Genomic DNA, 20,782 nt, shown 5'->3' with positions numbered 1-20,782 from the left:
GTGGACTCCCGATGGCAACACACCACCGTCCTGCTGAACGAAGCGATCGAAGCGCTCTTCACCAGGCCGGATGCAACCTACCTCGACGCCACGTTCGGGCGCGGCGGGCATTCGCGCCTGTTGCTCTCGCGGCTCGGCCCGGGCGGTCGCCTGGTGGCCTTCGACAAGGATCCGGAGGCCGTCGAGGCAGCGGCGCGGATCACGGATCCGCGTTTTTCCATCCGGCACCAGGGCTTCCGCGCACTCAGCGAACTCGAGCCGGCCAGTGCGGCCGGCGTGCTGCTGGACCTGGGGGTGAGCTCGCCCCAGATCGACAACCCCGCGCGGGGCTTTTCCTTCCGCTCCGACGGCCCGCTCGACATGCGCATGGATCCCACGCGCGGCGAGAGCGTCGCGCAGTGGCTCGCAACGGCCGAGCAAGGCCAGATCGCGGAGGTCATTCGTGACTATGGCGAAGAACGGTTTGCTGTTCCGATTGCAAAGGCGATTGTTGCTCGCCGACAGGAACGGGGCCCTCTTGCAACGACCGCCGAACTGGCCCAGCTCGTGGCTGGCGCGGTCAAGACCCGCGAGCCGGGCCAGGATCCTGCAACGCGCACATTTCAGGCTCTTCGGATTTTCATCAACGCCGAGCTTGAAGAGCTGCAGGAAGCGCTGACGGCGGCGCTGAACATCCTGGAACCCCAAGGACGGCTCGTGGTGATCAGCTTCCATTCGCTGGAGGACCGCATCGTCAAGCAGTTCATCGCCGCGCATTCGCGCGAGGTGGTGGACCGCCGTGCCCCGTTCGCCCCGCCCAAGGCGATGAAGCTGCGCGCCCTCGACCGCATCAAGCCCTCGGCTGCCGAGGTCGCGGCCAACCCGCGCGCGCGCAGCGCCATCCTGCGGGTTGCCGAGAGGACCACCGCATGATGCGGCTGAACCTGGTGCTGTTGCTCGCGGTGCTGCTCAGCGCCATGGCCACCGTGCAGGTGCAGTACGAATCGCGCCGCCTGTTCACCGAGATCGAGAAGGCCCAGGGCGAGGCCCGCCGGCTGGAGATCGACCACGAGCGCCTGCAGGTGGAAAAGCGCGCCCAGGCGACCCCGCTGCGGGTGGAGCGCCTGGCCAAGGACCAGCTGCAGATGCGGCCGGCCACGCCCGCCATCACGCAGTACGTCAACCAGGGCCGGGGGACGGCACCGTGACCCGCAGCGTCCTGTACACCTCCAGCCCGCTGCTGGCCAGCAAGACCCCGGTCTGGCGCAGCAAGTTCATCGTGGCCGGGCTGGCGCTGGGATTCATCGGGCTGGCCGGGCGCGCCGCCTGGGTCCAGGTGTTCGGCAACGACTTCTTCCGCCGCCAGGGCGAGGTGCGCTTCCTGCGCACGCTGGAGCTGCCGGCCAATCGCGGCCGCATCCTGGACCGCAACGGCCTGCTGCTGGCCACCAGCGTGCCGTCGCCCAGCATCTGGGCGATCCCCGAGGACGTGGAGCGCGACAAGGTGAAGCTGGCGCAACTCGCCAGGCTGCTCGGGATGAGCGCGGCGGAATTGGACCGCAAGCTGGAGGACGAGGACAAGACCTTCGTCTGGCTCAAGCGGCAGGTCGACGAGCCGGTGGCGCAGCAGGTGGCGGCGCTGGGCCTCAAGGGCATCTACCAGCGCAAGGAATACAAGCGCCAGTACCCCGAGGGCGAGGCCGCCGCGCACGTGGTGGGCTTCACCAACGTCGAGGACAAGGGCCAGGAAGGCATGGAGCTGGCCTTCAACCAGCAGCTGGCCGGCCGCGCCGGCTCGCGCCGCGTGATCAAGGACCGGCTGGGCCGCATCGTCGAGGACGTCGGCGAACAGGTGCCGCCGGTGGACGGCCGCGACCTGCAGCTGTCGGTCGACAGCAAGGTGCAGTTCTTCGCCTACCAGAAGCTGCGCGACGCGGTGACCGAGAACCGTGCCCGCGCCGGCAGCGTGGTGGTGCTCGACGCGGTCACCGGCGAGGTGCTGGCGCTGGCCAACTATCCGAGCTACTCGCCCAACCAGCGCCAGAACCTCACCGGCGAGCAGCTGCGCAACCGGGCCATCACCGACACCTTCGAGCCCGGCTCGACGATGAAGCCGTTCACCATCGGCCTGGCGCTCGAGTCCGGACTGGTGACGCCCCAGACCCCGATCCAGACCGCGCCCGGCTACGTGGTCATCGGCGGCGCCCGCATCTCCGACTCGCATGCGCACGGCATGCTCACCGTGCAGCAGGTGATCCAGAAGTCCAGCAACATCGGCACGCTCAAGATCGCGCTGCAGATGCAGCCGCGCGACATGTGGGAGACCTTCACCGCGGCGGGCTTCGGCCAGAAGCCGCAGATCGCGTTTCCCGGCGCGGTGGGTGGCCGCCTGCGGCCGTTCAAGTCCTGGCGGCCGGTCGAGCAGGCCACCATGTCCTACGGCTATGGCCTGTCGGCGTCGCTGTTCCAGATGGCGCGCTCGTACACGGTGTTCGCGCACGACGGCCAGATCATCCCGGCCACCATGATGAAGTCGCCCCAGCCGGCCGCGGGCGTGCCGGTGTTCTCGGCCAAGACCGCGGCCGAGGTGCGCACCATGCTGCAGATGGCGGCGGGCCCCGGCGGCACCGGCCCCAAGGCGCAGACCCTGGGCTACTCGGTGGGCGGCAAGTCTGGCACCGCCCACAAGCAGGTCGGCAAGTCCTACGCCAGCAACAAGTACCGCTCGTGGTTCGTCGGCATGGCGCCGATCGACCGCCCGCGCATCATCGTCGGCGTCATGCTCGACGAGCCGTCGGCCGGCCGCTACTTCGGCGGCGACGTCGCCGCCCCGGTGTTCAGCGAGGTGGTGCAGCAGACGCTGCGCCGCATGGGCGTGCAGCCCGACATGAGCGTCAAGCCGCAGGTGGTGGTCAACGCGGTGGAGGAATCGTTCTGATGCAGCAGCTGCGCACCCCCGAGGACGCCGCCCGCTGGCTGCACGGCCGCGTGCGGGGCGCCCTGCACGGCGACAGCCGGCGCGTGCGCCCGGGGGACGGCTTCATCGCCTGGCCGGGCGCGGCCACCGACGGCCGCCGTCACGTGCCGGCGGCGCTGGCCCAGGGCGCCGTCGCCTGCCTGGTCGAGCAGGAGGGCGCCGAGGCCTTCGCCTTCCGCGACGAGGCCATCGCCACCTACCCGCAGCTCAAGGCCGCCACCGGCCCGATCGCCGCCGCCTACTACGAGCACCCGACGCAGGGCCTCGAGGTGCTGGCCGTCACCGGCACCAACGGCAAGACCTCCACCACCTGGTGGCTGGCGCAGGCGCTGTCCAACCTGCCCGCCGGCCGCTGGCCCTGCGCCGTCGTCGGCACGCTGGGCACCGGACGGCCGCCGCAGGTCGACTTCAACGGCCTGACCACGCCCGACCCGGTGCTGCTGCAGGCCGCGTTCCGCCGCTTCGCCGACGAGGGCCTGAAGGCCTGCGCGATCGAGGCCTCCTCGATCGGCCTGGCCGAGCGGCGGCTGGACGGCACCCGCATCGGCGTGGCCGTCCTCACCAACTTCAGCCAGGACCACCTCGACTACCACGGCTCGATGGAGGCCTACTGGGAGGCGAAGGCCGAGCTGTTCCGCTGGCCCGGCCTGCGCGCCGCCGTCGTCAACATCGACGACGCCAAGGGCGTGGCGCTCATGACCGCGCTGCAGGACAGCGGGCTGGATCTCTGGCCGGTCTCCTGCGAGCACGCCGCGCGCCTGCAGGCCGCCGACATCGGCTACGGCGATGGCGGGCTGCGCTTCACGGTGGTGGAGGGCAGCGAGCGCCACGCGCTGTCCACCGCCCTGGTCGGGCAGTTCAACGTGGCCAACCTGCTGGGCGTGGTCGGTGCGATGCGCGCCCTCGGTGTCCCGCTCGCCGATGCGGTGCAGGCCTGCACGACGCTGCTGCCGGTGCCCGGCCGCATGGAGCGGCTGCAGCTGGCCGGCCGGCCGCTGGTGGCGGTCGACTATGCCCACACGCCCGATGCCCTCGACAAGGCGCTGCAGGCCCTGCGGCCGCTGGCGACGCAGCGCGGTGGCCGGCTGTGGTGCCTGTTCGGCTGCGGCGGCGACCGCGATGCCACCAAGCGGCCGCTGATGGCCGCCGTCGCCGAGAAGAACGCCGACCGCGTGGTGGTCACCAGCGACAACCCGCGCAGCGAGAAGCCCGAGTCCATCATCAGCCAGATCCTGCTGGGGCTGTCGCACCGCGAGTGCGTCGAGGTGCAGGCCGACCGCGGCCGGGCCATCGCGGAGTGCATCGCGGTCGCCGAGCCCGCCGACGTCATCCTGCTGGCCGGCAAGGGCCACGAGGACTACCAGGAGGTCGCCGGCGTCAAGCACCCGTTCGACGACCGCGACCATGCGCGCCGGGCGCTGGAGGCACGGCCATGAGCGCCATGTGCACCCTGCGGCAGGTCGCCGACTGGACCGGCGGCCGCCTGGTGGGCGACGGCGCCGTCGCCGTCGAACGCGTCCATTCCGACACCCGCACGCTGCAGGCGGGCGACCTGTTCGTCGCCTTGCGCGGCGAGCGCTTCGACGCCAACGACTTCCTGGCCGATGCGCGCGCGCAGGGCGCGGTCGCCGCCATCGCGCAGCCGGGCCGGCTGCCGGCCGGCTTCCCGGGGGTGGAGGTCGACGACGGCAAGGCTGCGCTCGGCCGGCTGGCCCAGGCCTGGCGGGCGCAGTTCCAGCTGCCGCTGGTGGCCGTGACCGGCAGCAACGGCAAGACCACCGTGACCCAGATGGTGGCGTCCATCCTGCGTGCCTGGCAGCCGCAGCACCACCTGGCCACCCAGGGCAACCTGAACAACGACATCGGCCTGCCGCTCACGCTGCTGCGCCTGCGGGCGGAGCACCGCGTGGCCGTGATCGAGCTGGGCATGAACCACCCGGGCGAGATCGCCTACCTGGCCGGGCTGGCTGCGCCGACGGTGGCGCTGGTCAACAACGCCCAGCGCGAGCACCAGGAATTCATGGCCACGGTCGAGGCCGTGGCACGCGAGAACGGCAGCGCCTTCGCCGCCCTCCCGCGCAGCGGCGTGGCGGTGTTCCCGGCCGGCGACGACTACTCGGCGCTCTGGACGCAGCTCGCGGCCGGGCGTCCCACCCTCACCTTCGGCGACGCGGGCAGCGGCGCCGACCTAGTTCTGGCCGGGTCTGAATGGCTCCAGGGCCACTGGGCCGTCCGGGCGTCGACGCCCGCCGGTCCGCTGGACTTCCGACTCCATATCGCCGGCCGCCACAACGTGCGCAACGCCCTCGCGGCGGCCGCGTGCGCCCTTGCCGCGGGCGTCCCGCCCGCCGCCATCGCCCGGGGCCTGGAGGCCTTCGAGCCGGTCAAGGGCCGCTCGCGCGCGATCGCGCTGCCGCTGGGCGGCCGCATCCTGACGCTGGTCGACGACACCTACAACGCCAACCCCGATTCCGTGCGCGCCGCCATCGACGTGCTGGCGGAACTGCCGGGGCCGCGCCTGCTGGTGCTCGGCGACATGGGCGAGGTCGGCGACCAGGGCCCGCAGTTCCACGCCGAGGTGGGCGGCTACGCACGCGAGCGCCACATCGAGCGCCTGCTGACGCTCGGTGAGCAGGCGCGCGCCATGGGCGGCGAGCATTTCGAGAGCATCGAGGCACTCAACGCCGCGGCCGTGCAGGCGGCGGCGCAATCGGCCAGCGTCCTGGTCAAGGGATCGCGCTTCATGAAGATGGAGCGGGTGGTGCAGGCGCTCCAGCAACTACAACAAGACAAGGGAGGGGCCGGGCATGCTGCTTAGCCTCGCGACGTGGCTGCAGGGTCTCGGGCCGGAGTTCGGCTTCCTGCGCGTGGTCCAGTACATCACTTTCCGGGCCGTGATGGCCGCCATGACGGCCCTGCTGATCGGCCTGGCTGCCGGGCCGTGGGTGATCCGGCGCCTGACGGAGCTGAAGATCGGCCAGCCGGTGCGCGGCTACGGCATGCAGACCCACCTGGCCAAGAGCGGAACGCCCACCATGGGCGGCGTGCTGGTGCTGCTGGCCATCGCGGTCTCGACGCTGCTGTGGTTCGACCTGTCGAACCGGTTCGTCTGGATCGTGCTGGTGGTCACGCTTGGCTTCGGGATGATCGGCTGGGCCGACGACTGGCGCAAGGTCGTCAACAAGGACCCCGAGGGCATGCGCTCGCGCGAGAAGTACTTCTGGCAGTCGGTCATCGGCCTGATCGCCGCCCTGTACCTGGTGTTCAGCATCGCGGAGAGCAACAACATCCGCGTGGTGGAGCTGTTCTTCCAGTGGGTGCGCTCCGGGTTCGACGTCGACCTGCCGCCCAAGGCCGGCCTGCTGGTGCCGTTCTTCAAGGAGATCAGCTACCCGCTGGGCGTGTTCGGCTTCGTGTTCCTCACCTATGTCGTCATCGTGGGCGCGAGCAACGCGGTCAACCTCACCGACGGCCTGGACGGCCTGGCCATCATGCCGGTGGTGATGGTGGGCTCGGCCCTGGGCGTGTTCGCGTACGTCACGGGCAGCGCGGTCTATTCCAAGTACCTGTTCTTCCCCTACATCCCCGGCTCGGGCGAGTTGCTGATCTTCTGCAGCGCGATGGCCGGCGCCGGGCTGGCCTTCCTGTGGTTCAACGCCAACCCGGCCCAGGTGTTCATGGGCGACGTCGGCGCGCTGGCCCTGGGCGGTGCGCTGGGCACCATCGCCGTCATCGTGCGGCAGGAAATCGTGCTCGCCATCATGGGCGGCATCTTCGTGGTCGAGGCCCTGTCGGTGATGGCCCAGGTGACCTGGTTCAAGTACACCCGCAAGCGCTTCGGCGAAGGCCGGCGCATCCTGAAGATGGCGCCGCTGCACCACCATTTCGAGAAGAGCGGCTGGAAGGAAACGCAGGTCGTGGTCCGGTTCTGGATCATCACCATGCTGCTGTGCCTGGTGGGCCTGTCCACCCTGAAGCTGAGGTAACCGTGGCGCCCGACGAACACGATCCCCAGCTGCCGCGCGCACCGTCCGTGCCGGACGGGCCGGCGGCACCGGATGCGCCGGCCGCACCGGAGACGCCGGCTGCAGGCGACGTCGCGGCCACGCCGGCGCCCGCGCCCTCTGCGGCGCCGCACCGGCGGGGCCTGACCGCCGCCGAAGCGCGCGCCTGGCGCGATTCGCTGGCACTCGGTGACGAGACCCCCGACCCCGCCGCCGCGGCCGTGGCCGCGCCGGCGCCCGACCCCGCCGCCGCGCCCGCCGAGGCGCCGGCGCCGGTGGCAGTGGCACCCGCTCCGGCGCTGGCGCCGTTCCCGCGCGCGGTGCTCGTGCTCGGCCTGGGTGATTCCGGGCTGGCCATGGCGCGCTGGTGCGCGCGGCAGGGCGCCGAGGTCACCGTGGCCGACACGCGCGAGGAGCCGCCACGCCTGGCCGACCTGCGTGCCGAGCTGCCGCAGGCGCGCTTCGTCGGCGGTGCGTTCGCCGACACCCTGCTCGATGGCGTCGAGGCGGTCTACCGCAGCCCCGGGCTGTCGCCGGCGCAGGTCGCCGCGGTGCTGCAGCCGGCGCGCGAGCGCGGCCTGGCGGTCGGCGGCGAGCTGGCGCTGTTCACCCGCGGCCTCGCGCAGCTGCGCGCCGAACAGGGCTACGCCCCGACGCTGCTGGCGGTGACCGGCACCAACGGCAAGACCACGGTCACCTCGCTCACCGGCCAGCTGGTCGAGCGCTCGGGCCGCACGGTGGCGGTGGCCGGCAACATCGGCCCCACGCTGCTGGACACCCTGGCCGGCCGCATCGCCACGCAAGCCCTGCCGCAGGTCTGGGTGCTGGAGCTGTCGTCGTTCCAGCTCGAGGGCCTTGACGGCTTCGAGCCCACGGCCGCGACGGTACTCAACGTCACCCAGGACCACCTCGACTGGCACGGCGGCATGGACGCCTACGCCGCGGCCAAGGCGCGCATCTTCGGCCGCCAGGCGCTGATGGTGCTCAACCGCGACGACCCGGCCGTCATGGCGATGCTGCCGGCGCCGGTCCGCCTGAAGGGCGGCAAGTTCGAGCAGCGCGACGCCGTCACCTTCGGCGCCGACCTGCCGCAGCAGCCGGGCGATTTCGGCATCGAGTCGGTCAACGGCATGGCCTGGCTGGTGCGCGCCCACGAGGCCGACGAGACCCAGAAGCGCCGCAAGGACGAGGCGGTCGAGCTCCACATCCAGCGCCTGATGCCGGCCGACGCGCTGCGCATCCGCGGCCGCCACAACGCGGTGAACGCGCTGGCCGCGCTGGCGCTGGCCAGCGCCACCGGCGCCCAGCTCGGGCCCATGCTGTACGGGCTGCGCGAGTACCGCGGCGAGCCGCACCGGGTCGAGCCGGTGGGCATGGTCGGGGAGGTCGAGTACTTCGACGACAGCAAGGGAACCAACGTCGGCGCCACCGTGGCCGCGCTGACGGGCCTCGGGGCCGAGCGCAAGCTGGTGGTCATCCTGGGCGGCGAGGGCAAGGGCCAGGACTTCACGCCGCTGGCGGCTCCGGTCGCGCGGTTCGCCCGCGCCGCCGTCCTCATCGGCCGCGACGCGGCCCTCATCCGCGCAGCCATCGCGGACGCGGGCGTCGCCCTGCTGGAGGCCGGCTCGATGGAGGAGGCCGTGCGCACCGCGAGCGCGCGCACCCACGCGGGCGATGCCGTGCTGATGTCGCCCGCCTGCGCCAGCTTCGACATGTTCCGCAACTACGAGCACCGGGCCGAGGCCTTCCGCGCCGCCGTGCACGCGCTGGCCGAGGAAGCCGGCTCGCCGCTGGAGGGGGGGGCATGAGCCGCACGGCCGCTCCGAAGGCTCATAGGACTGAAGCCCGCAGGGCGGAGGTCGTCCAATGAACGCGGTCGCCCGCCTGGCCAACCTGTTCGGACGCGCGCCCGCCCGCGCCGGCAGCTTCGCCGCCCCGTCGGCGCCGGCGCGCGTGCAGGGCTTCGACCAGCCGCTGCTGTGGGTCGCCGTGGCGCTGCTGGCGTTCGGCCTGGTCATGGTCTATTCGGCCTCGATCGCGCTGCCCGACAACCCCCGGTTCCTGCGCTACACCCACACCCATTTCCTGGTGCGCCACCTGATCTCGCTGGCGTTCGCCTTCGTCGTGGCGCTGCTGGCGTTCCAGGTCCCGGTCAACCGCTGGGAGCAGGTGGCGCCCTGGCTGTTCGTCGGCTCGCTGGTGCTGCTGATGCTGGTGCTGGTGCCGCACGTGGGCAAGGGCGTGAACGGCGCCCGCCGCTGGATCAGCCTGGGCTTCATGAACTTCCAGCCGTCCGAGCTCGCCAAGTTCGCGGTGCTGCTCTATGCCGCCGACTACATGGTGCGCAAGATGGAGGTCAAGGAGCGGTTCTTCCGCGCCGTGCTGCCGATGGCCGCCGCGGTGGCCGTGGTGGGCGTGCTGCTGCTGGCCGAGCCGGACATGGGCGCCTTCATGGTGATCGCGGTGGTCGCGATGGGCATCCTGTTCCTGGGCGGCGTGAACGCGCGCATGTTCTTCCTGATCGCGCTGGTGATGATCGGCGCCTTCGTGCTGATGATCGCCCTGTCGGACTGGCGGCGCGAGCGCATCTTCGCCTACCTCGATCCCTGGAGCGAGAAGCACGCCCTGGGCAAGGGCTACCAGCTGTCGCACTCCCTCATCGCCATCGGCCGCGGCGAGATCTTCGGCGTCGGCCTGGGTGGCAGCGTCGAGAAGCTGCACTGGCTGCCGGAGGCGCACACCGACTTCCTGCTGGCGGTGATCGGCGAGGAGTTCGGCCTGGTCGGCGTGATCGCCGTCATCGGCCTGTTCCTCTGGATGACGCGCCGCATCATGCACATCGGCCGCCAGGCCGTCGCGCTCGACCGCGTGTTCGCCGGCCTGGTGGCCCAGGGCGTCGGGCTGTGGATCGGCTTCCAGGCCTTCATCAACATGGGCGTGAACCTGGGCGCGCTGCCCACCAAGGGCCTGACCCTGCCGCTCATGAGCTACGGCGGCTCGGCGATCCTGATGAACCTGGTCGCGATCGCGGTGGTACTGCGGATCGATTATGAAAACAGAGTGCTGATGCGCGGAGGCCGCGCATGAAGACTCTGTTTCGTCAAAACAGGGTTAGCGCGCAGCGCTGCAAGGCGCCGCAGGCGGCTTGGCTGATGCGCGGAGGCCGTGCATGACCAAGTGCGCCCTGGTCATGGCAGGTGGCACCGGCGGCCACATCTTCCCCGGCCTGGCGGTCGCCGAGGCGCTGCGCGAGCGCTCGTGGCGCGTGCACTGGCTGGGGGCGCCCGGCAGCATGGAGAGCCGGCTGGTGCCGCCGCGCGGCTTCCCGCTGGAGACCATCGATTTCGGCGGCGTGCGCGGCAAGGGTGCCCTGACGCTGGTGCTGCTGCCGCTGCGGCTGCTCAAGGCCTTCTGGCAGAGCATCCAGGTCGTGCGCCGCGTGCGCCCCGACGTCGTCGTGGGGCTGGGCGGCTACATCAGCTTCCCGGCCGGGATGATGAGCGTGCTGCTCGGCAAGCCGCTGGTCCTGCACGAGCAGAACTCGGTCGCCGGCATGGCCAACAAGGTGCTCGCGGGCGTGGCCGACCGCGTGTTCACCGCCTTTCCCGACGTGATGAAGAAGGCCCGCTGGATCGGCAACCCGCTGCGCGAGGGGTTCCTGCGGCAGCCCGCCCCGCAGGAGCGATTCGCCGGCCGCACCGGCCCGCTCAAGGTGCTGGTGGTGGGCGGCAGCCTGGGCGCGCGGGCCCTCAACGACATCGTCCCGCGGGCGCTGGCGCTGATCCCGCCGGCCACGCGCCCGCAGGTCACGCACCAGAGCGGCGCCAAGCAGATCGACGAGCTGCGCGCCAACTACCTGACGGCCGGTGTGCAGGCCGAGCTCACGCCGTTCATCGACGACACGGCCCGGGCCTTCGCCGACGCCGATCTCGTCATCGGCCGCGCCGGCGCCAGCACCGTGACCGAACTGGCCGCGGTGGGTGCCGCCGCGGTCTTCGTGCCGTTCCCCTCCGCGGTGGACGACCACCAGACCACCAATGCCCGGTTCATCGTCGACGCGGGGGGCGGCTGGCTGGTCCAGCAACGCGACCTCACGCCCGAGGGCCTGGCGCAACTGCTGCAGGGCGTCGACCGCGCCGGGCTGCTGCGCATGGCGCAGGCGGCACACGCGGTGGCCAAGACCAGCGCCACCACCGACATGGTCGACGCCTGCGAGGAGCTCGTGCGATGAAGCACGCGATCAAACATATCCATTTCGTCGGGGTCGGCGGCGCCGGCATGTCCGGCATCGCCGAAGTGCTGCGCAACCTGGGCTACACCATCTCGGGGTCCGACCTGTCGGACAGCGCCACGCTGCGCCGCCTGCAGGGCCTGGGCATCCAGACCTGCGTGGGCCATGCGGCGGCCAACATCGCCGGTGCCGACGCCGTGGTGACCTCCACCGCGGTGCAGTCCGACAACCCCGAGGTGGTGGCCGCCCGCGAACGCAAGATCCCGGTGGTGCCGCGCGCCATGATGCTGGCCGAGCTGATGCGCCTGAAGCAGGGCATCGCGATCGCCGGCACGCACGGCAAGACCACCACCACCAGCCTGGTCGCCAGCGTCCTGGCCGAGGGCGGGCTGGACCCCACCTTCGTCATCGGCGGCCGCCTCACCAGCGCCGGCGCCAATGCCAAGCTGGGTGCGGGCGACTACATCGTGGTCGAGGCCGACGAGTCGGACGCCTCGTTCCTGAACCTGATGCCGGTGATGGCGGTGGTGACCAACATCGACGCCGACCACATGGAGACCTACGGCCACGACTTCAGCCGGCTCCAGGGTGCCTTCCTCGACTTCCTGCACCGCATGCCGTTCTACGGCACGGCGGTGCTGTGCGTCGACGACCCCGCGGTGCGCGCCATCGTGCCCGACGTGCAGTGCCCGATCACCAGCTACGGCGTCAGCCCCGACGCCCAGGTGCGGGCGGTCGACATCCGCGCCGTCGGGCCCCAGATGCACTTCACGGCGCAGCGCCGCAACGGCATCACGCTGCCCGACCTGCACGTCAAGCTCAATCTCGCCGGCCACCACAACGTGCTGAACGCGCTGTCGGCGATCGCCATCGCGGTGGAGCTGAACATCCCCGACGAGGCCGTGCTCAAGGCGCTGGCCGAGTTCCGCGGCGTCGGCCGCCGGTTCCAGGGCTACGGCGAGGTGAAGGTGCGGCCGGCCAACGGCGGCGGCCGCTTCACCGTGATCGAGGACTACGGCCACCACCCGGTGGAGCTGGCCGCCACGCTGGAGGCGGCGCGCGGCGCCTACCCCGGCCGCCGGCTGGTGCTGGCGTTCCAGCCGCACCGCTACACCCGCACGCGCGACTGCTTCGAGGATTTCGTCAAGGTGCTGGGCCACGCCGACGTGGTGCTGCTGGCCGAGGTGTATGCCGCCGGCGAGGCACCCATCGTCGCGGCCGACGGCCGCTCGCTGGCCCGCGCCGTGCGCGTGGCCGGCAAGGTCGAGCCGGTCTTCGTGGACGACATCGGCGCCATGCCCGAGTCGGTGCTCGACATCGCGCGCGACGGCGACGTCGTCATGTGCATGGGCGCCGGCTCGATCGGCGGCGTGCCCGCCAGGGTGGTTGAAGTCGGGGGGGCTGCATGACGACCATCGACGTGAAATCCTTCGGCAAGGTCGCCGTCCTGATGGGCGGGCGCTCGGCCGAGCGCGAGGTCTCGCTGATGTCGGGCGCCGGCGTGCTCAAGGCCCTGCAGAGCAAGGGCGTGGACGCGCACGCGTTTGATCCCGACAAGCGCGAGCTGGTCGAGCTCAAGCGCAAGGGCTTCAAGCGCTGCTTCATCGCGCTGCACGGGCGCTTCGGCGAGGACGGGACCGTGCAGGGCGCCCTGGAGCTGCTGGGCATTCCGTACACCGGCTCGGGCGTGATGGCCTCCAGCGTGTCGATCGACAAGGTGATGACCAAGCGCATCTGGATCGCCGAAGGCGTGCCGACGCCGCGCTACGTGCTGCTGCGCCGCGGCGCCTACGACGCCGAGCGGGTGCGCGCCCTTCCTGACGAACTGGGGCTGCCCCTGATCGTCAAGCCGGCGCGCGAGGGCTCCTCGATCGGCGTCGCCAAGGTGCTGGATGCGGCGCAGATGCAGGAGGCCGTCGATGCCGCCGCCCAGCTCGACGCCGACGTACTGTGCGAGCAGTTCGTGTCCGGCGACGAGGTCACCTGCCCGGTGCTGGGCACCGGTGACGCCGCCACCGCGCTGCCGGTCATCCGCATCGTCGCGCCCGAGGGCAACTACGACTACCAGAACAAGTACTTCACCGACGACACCAAGTACCTGGTGCCGTGCGGGTTGCCGGCGGGCGAGGAGGCGGCGATCCAGGAACTGGTGCTCAAGGCCTACCGCGTGCTGGGCTGCCGCGGCTGGGGCCGCATCGACGTCATGATCGACGCGAAGACGCGCCAGCCGTCGCTGCTGGAGATCAACACCTCGCCCGGCATGACCGGCCATTCGCTGGTGCCGATGTCGGCCCGCGCGGCCGGCATCAGCTACGAGGACCTGTGCCTGCAACTGCTCGCCTCGGCTACGCTGGACCACCAGCGGCCCGAGCGGCGCCGCAGTGGCCAGGCCGCGGCGGGGGACGGAGCCTGACATGAGCGCCCCGGTCCAGCAGCCCTTCGACATCCGGTTGATGAACGCCACCGCCACGGTGCTGTTCGTCGGCCTGGCCGTGCTGCTGGTGGCCTCCCTGTGCTGGTGGGCCGTGCGCCATCCGCTGTTCTCGCTCGGCGCGATCACGGTGCAGGGCGAGGTGGCGCACAACAGCGCCGCCACCCTGCGCGCCAACGTGGCGCCGCAGCTGCGCGGCAACTTCTTCACCGTCGACCTGACGGCCACCCGGCGCGCCTTCGAGGCGGTGCCCTGGGTGCGCGAGGCCACGGTGCGGCGCGAGTTCCCGAACCGGCTGCGCGTCGCGCTGCAGGAGCACCACCCGGTGGCGCTGTGGGGCGAGGAGGGCGGCTCGCGCATGGTGAACAGCTTCGGCGAGCTGTTCGAGGCCAATGCGGGCGACGTCGAATCCGAGGGCCTGCCGCGGCTGGCCGGCCCCGACGACCAGGCGCAGCAGGTGCTGGCGATGTACCGCGCCCTGGCGCCGCTGGTCGAGCCGCTCGATCTGGCGGTCGAGGAACTGCAGCTCACCGGGCGCGGCAGCTGGCGCCTGGGGCTGGACAACGGCGCGCTGCTGGAGCTGGGCCGGGGCGACGCCGGCGAGGTGGTGCCGCGGGTGCAGCGCTTCGTGCAGACGCTGACGCAGGTGGCCTCGCGCTACGGCCGCCGGCCCGAGTCGCTGGTGTCGGCCGACCTGCGCTACGGGGACGGGTATGCGTTGCGGTTGCGGGGAGTGGGCACGGTCGAAGCCGCGCCCGCGAGGAAATAAGAGGGACACATGGCGAAAGACTACAAGGACCTGGTCGTCGGGCTGGACATCGGCACGGCGAAGGTCATGGCGGTGGTGGCGGAGGTGATGCCGGGCGGCGAGCTCAAGCTCGCGGGCCTGGGCGTGTCGCCGTCCAACGGCCTCAAGCGCGGCGTGGTGGTGAACATCGACGCCACCGTGCAGAGCATCCAGCAGGCGCTCAAGGAAGCCGAGCTGATGGCCGACTGCAAGATCACGCGCGTCTACACCGGCATCACCGGCAGCCATATCCGCGGCATCAACTCCAGCGGCATGGTGGCGGTGAAGGACAAGGAGGTCACGCCGGCCGACGTGGCGCGGGTGGTCGAGACGGCGCGCGCGATCAACATCTCCACCGACCAGCGGCTGCTGCTGGTGGAGCCGCAGGAATTCGTCATCGACGGCCAGGACGTCAAGGAGCCGATCGGGATGAGCGGCATCCGCCTGGAGGCCAAGGTGCACATCGTCACCGGTGCCCAGAGCGCGGCCGAGAACATCGTCAAGTGCGTGCGCCGCTGCGGCCTGGAAGTCGAGCAGCTGATGCTCAACCCGCTGGCCTCGGCCCAGTCGGTGCTGACGCAGGACGAGAAGGAGCTGGGCGTGGCGGTGGTCGACATCGGCGCCGGCACCACCGACGTGGCCATCTTCACCAACGGCGCGATCCGCCACACCGCCGTGATCCCGATCGCCGGCGACCTGATCACCAGCGACATCGCGATGGCGCTGCGCACGCCGACCAAGGACGCCGAGGACATCAAGGTCGAGAGCGGCTACGCCAAGCAGCTGCTGGCCGACCCCGAGCAGCAGGTCGAGGTGCCGGGGCTGGGCGACCGCGGCCCGCGCATGCTCTCGCGCCAGGCGCTGGCCGGCGTGATCGAGCCGCGGGTGGAGGAGATCTTCTCGCTCGTGCAGCAGGTGGTGCGCGAGTCGGGCTACGAGGAGGTGCTGTCCTCGGGCATCGTCATCACCGGCGGCAGCGCCGTGATGCCGGGCATGGTGGAGCTGGGCGAGGACATCTTCCTCAAGCCGGTGCGGCGCGGCGTACCCCAGTACGGCGGCGCCCTGTCCGACATGGTGGGGCAGCTGCGCGCGGCCACCGTCATGGGCCTGCTGGAGGAGGCGCGCGTGGCGCGCCTGCGCGGATTCAAGGTGGCGCAGAAGAACGGGTCGATGAAGACCGCCTTCTCCCGCTTCAAGGATTTCATCGTGGGGAACTTCTGATGGAAGCTGGGACGGACCTCCGCACGCGAAGGTCGCGAGGGCTGTGCAAAGGACGCGAAAGGAAACCCGAATGGAGATGAATTGCCATCGACCCGTTTTTCTCGCGTCCTTCGTGCAACCTTCGCGTCCTTCGCGTGCGGGCGCCCGTGTTGTTCGCAAGACGAAACGACGACGGAGGTCCACCGATCCACCCTCATGAGCGTTTCCCTGCTTCACACCAACAAGATCTGCATTGGCAACTGCAACCGAATTTCAGGAGATTGAGATGAGCATCGAAATGATCGAAGTCGAGGAATTCCACCTGGGCACCCAGATCAAGGTCATCGGCGTGGGCGGGGGCGGCGGCAACGCCGTCGAGCACATGATCGACCGGGCGGTCCAGGGCGTGGAGTTCATCACCGCGAACACCGACGCCCAGGCGCTCTCGCGCAGCTGCTCCCACAAGACCATCCAGCTGGGCAACAGCGGGCTGGGCGCGGGAAGCAAGCCCGAGAAGGGCCGCGAGGCGGCCGAGGCGGCGGCGGAGAACATCCGCGAGGCCATCGACGGCGCGCACATGCTGTTCATCACCGCCGGCATGGGCGGCGGCACCGGCACCGGCGCCGCGCCGGTCATCGCCCGCATCGCCAAGGAGATGGGCATCCTGACCGTCGGCGTGGTGACCAAGCCGTTCGACTGGGAGGGCGGTCGCCGCATGACCAACGCCGACAACGGCCTGGCGGAGCTGGAGGCCAACGTCGATTCGCTGATCGTGGTGCTCAACGAGAAGCTGCTCGAGGTGCTGGGTGACGACATCACCCAGGACGAGGCCTTCGCGCACGCCAACGACGTGCTGAAGAACGCCGTCGGCGGCATCGCGGAAATCATCAACGTGCCCGGCCACGTGAACGTCGACTTCGAGGACGTGCGCACCGTGATGGGCGAGCCCGGCAAGGCGATGATGGGCACGGCGGTGGCGTCCGGCCCCGACCGCGCGCGCATCGCCGCCGAGCAGGCCGTGGCCTGCCCGCTACTGGAAGGCATCGACCTGTCGGGCGCCAAGGGCGTGCTGGTGCTGATCACCGCGGCCAAGGGCAGCCTCAAGCTGTCCGAGTCCAAGCTGGCGATGAACACCATCCGCGCCTACGCCTCGCAGGACGCGCACGTCATCTACGGCACGGCCTACGACGACAACCTGGGCGACGACGTCCGCGTGACGGTGGTGGCCACCGGCCTGTCGCGACAGGGCCAGCGCCGCACGGCGCCGCCGCTGCAGGTGCTGCGCACCGGCACCGACAACGTGCCGTTCCACGTGCCGACCATCAGCACCGTCGTCAGCGGCCCCGGCGCCATCGTCACCCAGGAGATGGGGCGCCCGTCGCACCAGCCCGACTACGGCAACATGGCCGTGCCCAGCGTGTGGCGCACCAACCGCACCCAGGCCGCGGCCAAGGTCGACGCGCTCAGCTCCGGCGGCATGGACGACTTCGAGATCCCGGCTTTCCTGCGCAAGCAAGCCGACTGATCACCTTCACTTCGAAAACGCTGCGCGTTTTCGAAGTGGGTTGATCGGTTGAACGAGGACCGGCGGAGCCGGATCCTCGTTCAAAGGGTGTTCGCGCTGCGCGCTGCTCCGCGCGAACGGTGGCGCGGCTCCTGCGGCGCCGCGCACCGGATGGCAGGGCTTCGTGGAGGCTCGGCTCAAGGGTTCCACGCTGCGATCACCAATCGCCGGCATAGCCAGAACCATTCCCTGTCCCCGCCTGCGGGACACCCCCCGACTTAAAATCGACACATGCTCCAGCAACGCACGCTCAAGACCCTCACCCGCGCCGTCGGTGTGGGCCTGCACAGCGGCCAGCGCGTGGAGCTGACCCTCAGGCCCGCGCAGCCGGACACCGGCATCGTGTTCCGGCGGGTCGACCTGCCCGAGCCCATCGACATTCCGGTGTCGGCCGAGGCGGTGACGGACACCCGGCTCGCCTCCACCATCTCGAGCGGCAGCGCCAAGGTGCACACGGTCGAACACCTGATGTCGGCCTGCGCCGGCCTGGGCCTGGACAACCTGTACGTGGACATCACGGCCGAAGAGGTGCCCATCCTCGACGGCTCGTCGTCGTCGTTCGTGTTCCTGCTGCAGAGCGCCGGCATCGAACTGCAGAACGCGCCGCGCCGCTTCGTGCGCCTGCTCAAGCCGGTGGAAGTGCGCGAAGGCGAGGGCGACGCGCTCAAGTGGGCACGGCTGGCCCCCTACCACGGCTACAAGCTGCGCTTCGAGATCGACTTCGACCACCGCGTGGTCGACTCCACCGGCCAGCGGGTCGAGTTCGACCTCGGCCAGGGCAACTACCAGCGCGACATCGCGCGGGCCCGCACCTTCGGCTTCACCAAGGACGTCGAGATGATGCGTGCCAACGGGCTGGCGCTGGGCGCCGGCATGGACAACGCCATCGTGATGGACGACTACCGGGTCCTCAACAGCGAAGGGCTGCGCTACGACGACGAGTTCGTCAAGCACAAGATCCTCGACGCCATGGGCGATCTGTACCTGCTGGGCAAGCCGATGCTGGCGGCCTACGGTGCTTTCCGCTCCGGCCACGCGCTGAACAACAAGCTGCTGCGTGCGCTGCTGGCCCAGCGTGACGCCTGGGAAGTGGTCACCTTCGAGGACGAGAAGCTCGCCCCGCCCGGTTTCGCGCTGCCGGCACGCGCCTGGTAGCCGATGCTGCTGTTCCGCTGGGCGATCGTGCTGCTCCTGCTGGGGGCGGGCGTGTGCTTCGCCTTCTATGCCGGCACCGGCCAGCCGCGCTACCGCCACTGGGGCTGGGTCATCCTGAAGTGGACCCTGCTGGCCGCCGCCGGCTTCTTCCTGGTGCTGGTGGCCGAGCGGATCTGAGCGGCGCCTAGAGCACGCGACCGGCGCGGTACTGGCCGGTGTTGCGGCGCGTGGTGGCCGCCACCTGCGCCAGCCGGGCGATCGAGCTGCCCACGTGCGCATGGGTGATCGCCAGCCCGAGGGCATCGGCGGCGTCCTGGCCGGGCACGCCCGGCAGCTTGAGCAGCCGCTTGACCATCTCCTGCACCTGCGCCTTGCCGGCCCGCCCCGAGCCGGCCACGGCCTGCTTCATCTGCAGCGCGGTGTATTCGGCCACCGACAGCTCGCACGCCACCAGCGCCGTCACGCAGGCGCCGCGCGCCTGGCCGAGCAGGAGGGTCGACTGCGGGTTGGCGTTGACGAACACGATCTCCACCGCCGCGGCGTCGGGCTGGTAGCGCGCACGCACCTGGGCGATGCCGTCGAACAGCACCTTCAGGCGGGCAGGCAGGTCGCCGCGCGGCAGGTGGGTGGTGGTGATGGTGCCGCTCGCCACGTAGGCGAGGGAGTGTCCGTCGACGTCGATCACGCCGAAACCGGTGGTCTGCAGGCCGGGATCGATGCCGAGGATACGCACCGTGCGAGTCTACGGCACGGCTCATCCGATGGCGCGTTTCGCCACGGGACTGCACGTGCGGCACTACGATGCGTCGCATGGCCGCATCGCCTCCACCTGCCATGCTGGTGTTCGAGCCCCGCCGCACGCGCGTCGGCGCCCTCGACGTGGACATCGGCATCGATGCCATCGCGCAAGGCTTCCGGCGCGATCCGCCCACCGCCCTGGACCTCGAGACCGCCATCGAGGGGATCGAGGAGGCGATCTCGGCGCTGGGCACGCTGCGCGCCGACCCCGTGCTCACCGCCGACGACCCGGTGCTGCGGCAGCTCGCCGCGGCCGCAGGGCTCGATGTGCGCTCGGACGCGCTGCTGGCCATCGAGGCGGTGGAGCGGCTGTTCACCCGGCTGGCCGCCGGCAGCAGCGGTGCACTCGCTACCGCCGATGCCGTCCCCGCCGGCCGCCGGCCGGCCGCCATGCTGGTGCTGTTGCGGGAGCTGATGCACCACCTGCGGCTGCAGGCGGTGTGCGTGGCCCCCGCCTGAGCCGCCGCGCGGGCCCCGCTGACCCGGCCCGTCCTACGACCGGCTTGGGGCCAGCCCGACGCGGCTGCAGTGCAGCGTTGCGCAGACTCGTCGGCATGGCCCGGTGGCGTGGCGCTCGCGTCCGCCTGCGATGGGCCACTCCCAGGAGTCAACCCATGCACATCGCACGCATCCACCGCCAAGGCCGCCAGCTGGCCGTTTTCGTCGCCGCGCTGGCGACCGCAGCCGCCTTCGCCGGCGACGCGCCGCCACGCCCCGACCATCCGGCTGCCAAGGGGCACCAGCTCGATCGCAGCGGCAGCAAGCAGGTCGGCAAGGCGTCGTTCTACGCCCCGCAGTTCGCCGGTCGCAAGATGGCCGACGGCACGCCGATGGACCCGCGCGAGGACAACGCCGCCAGCAAGACGCTGCCACTGGGCACCAAGGCACGCGTCACCAACCTGGAGACCGGGCGCAGCGCCGAGGTCACGATCCAGGATCGCGGGCCCTACGTCGACGGCCGCATCGTCGACCTGTCACCCGCGACGGCCGCCAAGATCGGCCTGACACAGCAGGCCGGCATCGCGCCGGTCGAGGTGGCTCCCATCTCCGTGCCGCTGCCCGACGGCACGACGCGGCTGGGCATCGCGGCCAACGATCGCTGAGCTGGCACCCGGCCTGCGCGCGCATGCTGCCTTGTCCTACACACCTCCCGCTGGGCTCTGCCTAGGATTCCAGGATGCGCTACAGCCGTGCCGAGTACACCAAGATGCTGGCCGCCCAGCAGGAACTGGCGCGCGCCGAGGAAGACTACCAGCGGCTGCGCGCGGCCTACGTGAAGATCGCCCACGACGAGCCCGGCCACGAGGTCGCGCTGGCCATGGTGGGTGCCGACATGGACCGTGCGCACGCGGTGCTGCAGTCGCTGATCGGCCTGCCCCGCATGCCCTTCACGCACGACCCCAGCAAGACCGTCCGGCGCGACGCCGAGCGAGAGCAGGAAGAGCAGGAAAGCGCCTGACCGGCGCCGTCGGCGGGCACCGACACCGCCATGGCATCCGCGCCGAGCGCGACATCGCGCCCGCACACCCACGATGGGTTGCAACCAAGGACGCCGCCATGATCCACAACCAGGTCGATCCCAGACTCCGCCCGGACCAGCCCGCATCGCCGGCGACGGCCGGGGCCCGTTTGTCGACCACGCGTGATTCCTGAGGC

At 70.9% G+C, this 20,782-nt stretch carries 20 protein-coding genes; 19 read left to right on the top strand and 1 reads right to left on the bottom strand.

All coding sequences use genetic code 11. From position 1 onward, the window contains the following. The 16 genes from rsmH (at window position 1) to GON04_RS26565 (ending at window position 18,505) form a co-directional block, all read left to right on the top strand. Window positions 1–912: a 16S rRNA (cytosine(1402)-N(4))-methyltransferase RsmH gene (gene rsmH, locus GON04_RS08720; RefSeq protein ID WP_181654042.1), complete on the top strand. Its 912-nt coding sequence runs from the start codon at window positions 1–3 to the stop codon at window positions 910–912. Then, window positions 909–1,187 carry a cell division protein FtsL gene (ftsL, locus tag GON04_RS08715; protein ID WP_157397520.1) on the top strand — a complete coding sequence of 93 codons (279 nt, stop codon included), beginning with the start codon at window positions 909–911 and terminating at the stop codon, window positions 1,185–1,187. Before rsmH ends, ftsL begins: the two co-directional genes overlap by 4 nt. After that, window positions 1,184–2,917: a penicillin-binding transpeptidase domain-containing protein gene (locus tag GON04_RS08710; RefSeq protein WP_181653950.1), complete on the top strand. Its 1,734-nt coding sequence runs from the start codon at window positions 1,184–1,186 to the stop codon at window positions 2,915–2,917. The genes ftsL and GON04_RS08710 overlap by 4 nt, the downstream gene beginning before the upstream one ends. Next, window positions 2,917–4,392, top strand: a complete 1,476-nt coding sequence (locus GON04_RS08705; RefSeq protein WP_157397519.1) for a UDP-N-acetylmuramoyl-L-alanyl-D-glutamate--2,6-diaminopimelate ligase — start codon at window positions 2,917–2,919, stop codon at window positions 4,390–4,392. Before GON04_RS08710 ends, GON04_RS08705 begins: the two co-directional genes overlap by 1 nt. Before the next feature lie 5 nt (window positions 4,393–4,397). Further along, the gene (locus tag GON04_RS08700; protein WP_157398423.1) at window positions 4,398–5,774 is read left to right on the top strand and encodes a UDP-N-acetylmuramoyl-tripeptide--D-alanyl-D-alanine ligase; all 1,377 of its coding nucleotides are present in this window, start codon (window positions 4,398–4,400) and stop codon (window positions 5,772–5,774) included. Then, entirely contained in the window at window positions 5,764–6,942 is a 1,179-nt protein-coding gene (gene mraY, locus GON04_RS08695; RefSeq protein ID WP_157397518.1) for a phospho-N-acetylmuramoyl-pentapeptide-transferase, read from the top strand. Before GON04_RS08700 ends, mraY begins: the two co-directional genes overlap by 11 nt. Window positions 6,943–6,944: 2 nt before the next feature. Then, complete coding sequence (gene murD / locus GON04_RS08690; RefSeq protein WP_181653949.1) at window positions 6,945–8,768, top strand: UDP-N-acetylmuramoyl-L-alanine--D-glutamate ligase; 1,824 nt, start codon at window positions 6,945–6,947, stop codon at window positions 8,766–8,768. Between the two features lie 58 nt (window positions 8,769–8,826). Then, window positions 8,827–10,047 (top strand): putative lipid II flippase FtsW, encoded by a 1,221-nt coding sequence (gene ftsW, locus GON04_RS08685; protein WP_157397517.1) that lies wholly within the window; start codon window positions 8,827–8,829, stop codon window positions 10,045–10,047. An 82-nt stretch (window positions 10,048–10,129) separates the two neighbouring features. Beyond that, the gene (murG, locus tag GON04_RS08680) at window positions 10,130–11,191 is read left to right on the top strand and encodes an undecaprenyldiphospho-muramoylpentapeptide beta-N-acetylglucosaminyltransferase (protein WP_157397516.1); all 1,062 of its coding nucleotides are present in this window, start codon (window positions 10,130–10,132) and stop codon (window positions 11,189–11,191) included. Beyond that, a complete protein-coding gene (gene murC / locus GON04_RS08675; protein ID WP_157397515.1) occupies window positions 11,188–12,600 on the top strand; it encodes a UDP-N-acetylmuramate--L-alanine ligase in 1,413 nt (470 codons plus the stop codon). The genes murG and murC overlap by 4 nt, the downstream gene beginning before the upstream one ends. Continuing rightward, window positions 12,597–13,604 (top strand): D-alanine--D-alanine ligase, encoded by a 1,008-nt coding sequence (locus GON04_RS08670; protein WP_157397514.1) that lies wholly within the window; start codon window positions 12,597–12,599, stop codon window positions 13,602–13,604. The genes murC and GON04_RS08670 overlap by 4 nt, the downstream gene beginning before the upstream one ends. Window position 13,605: 1 nt before the next feature. Continuing rightward, window positions 13,606–14,391, top strand: a complete 786-nt coding sequence (locus GON04_RS08665; RefSeq protein ID WP_157397513.1) for a cell division protein FtsQ/DivIB — start codon at window positions 13,606–13,608, stop codon at window positions 14,389–14,391. Window positions 14,392–14,400: 9 nt separating this feature from the next. Next, window positions 14,401–15,630, top strand: coding sequence for a cell division protein FtsA (ftsA, locus tag GON04_RS08660; RefSeq protein WP_157397512.1), 1,230 nt, complete (start codon window positions 14,401–14,403; stop codon window positions 15,628–15,630). A gap of 265 nt (window positions 15,631–15,895) precedes the next feature. Next, on the top strand, window positions 15,896–17,134 hold the full coding sequence (ftsZ, locus tag GON04_RS08655) for a cell division protein FtsZ (protein WP_157397511.1): 1,239 nt from the start codon (window positions 15,896–15,898) through the stop codon (window positions 17,132–17,134). A 270-nt stretch (window positions 17,135–17,404) separates the two neighbouring features. After that, window positions 17,405–18,328, top strand: coding sequence for a UDP-3-O-acyl-N-acetylglucosamine deacetylase (gene lpxC / locus GON04_RS08650; protein ID WP_157397510.1), 924 nt, complete (start codon window positions 17,405–17,407; stop codon window positions 18,326–18,328). Window positions 18,329–18,331: 3 nt separating this feature from the next. Continuing rightward, complete coding sequence (locus tag GON04_RS26565; protein WP_181653948.1) at window positions 18,332–18,505, top strand: hypothetical protein; 174 nt, start codon at window positions 18,332–18,334, stop codon at window positions 18,503–18,505. A gap of 7 nt (window positions 18,506–18,512) precedes the next feature. On the opposite strand, the gene ruvC is transcribed toward GON04_RS26565, so the two are convergent. Further along, window positions 18,513–19,061 (bottom strand): crossover junction endodeoxyribonuclease RuvC, encoded by a 549-nt coding sequence (ruvC, locus tag GON04_RS08645; protein ID WP_181653947.1) that lies wholly within the window; start codon window positions 19,059–19,061, stop codon window positions 18,513–18,515. A 77-nt stretch (window positions 19,062–19,138) separates the two neighbouring features. Between ruvC and GON04_RS08640 the strand changes: the two genes are divergently transcribed. The 3 genes from GON04_RS08640 (at window position 19,139) to GON04_RS08630 (ending at window position 20,585) form a co-directional block, all read left to right on the top strand. Beyond that, the gene (locus GON04_RS08640) at window positions 19,139–19,585 is read left to right on the top strand and encodes a hypothetical protein (protein ID WP_157397509.1); all 447 of its coding nucleotides are present in this window, start codon (window positions 19,139–19,141) and stop codon (window positions 19,583–19,585) included. Between the two features lie 155 nt (window positions 19,586–19,740). Next, window positions 19,741–20,229 carry a septal ring lytic transglycosylase RlpA family protein gene (locus GON04_RS08635; protein WP_157397508.1) on the top strand — a complete coding sequence of 163 codons (489 nt, stop codon included), beginning with the start codon at window positions 19,741–19,743 and terminating at the stop codon, window positions 20,227–20,229. Between the two features lie 74 nt (window positions 20,230–20,303). Beyond that, complete coding sequence (locus GON04_RS08630; protein WP_157397507.1) at window positions 20,304–20,585, top strand: hypothetical protein; 282 nt, start codon at window positions 20,304–20,306, stop codon at window positions 20,583–20,585. The last annotated feature ends 197 nt before the right edge of the window (window positions 20,586–20,782 follow it).

Source organism: Ramlibacter pinisoli, assembly GCF_009758015.1.
GTDB lineage: Bacteria > Pseudomonadota > Gammaproteobacteria > Burkholderiales > Burkholderiaceae_C > Ramlibacter > Ramlibacter pinisoli.
Note: the sequence above shows the minus strand (reverse complement) of the source record. Positions and strands in the feature narration are given on the sequence as shown.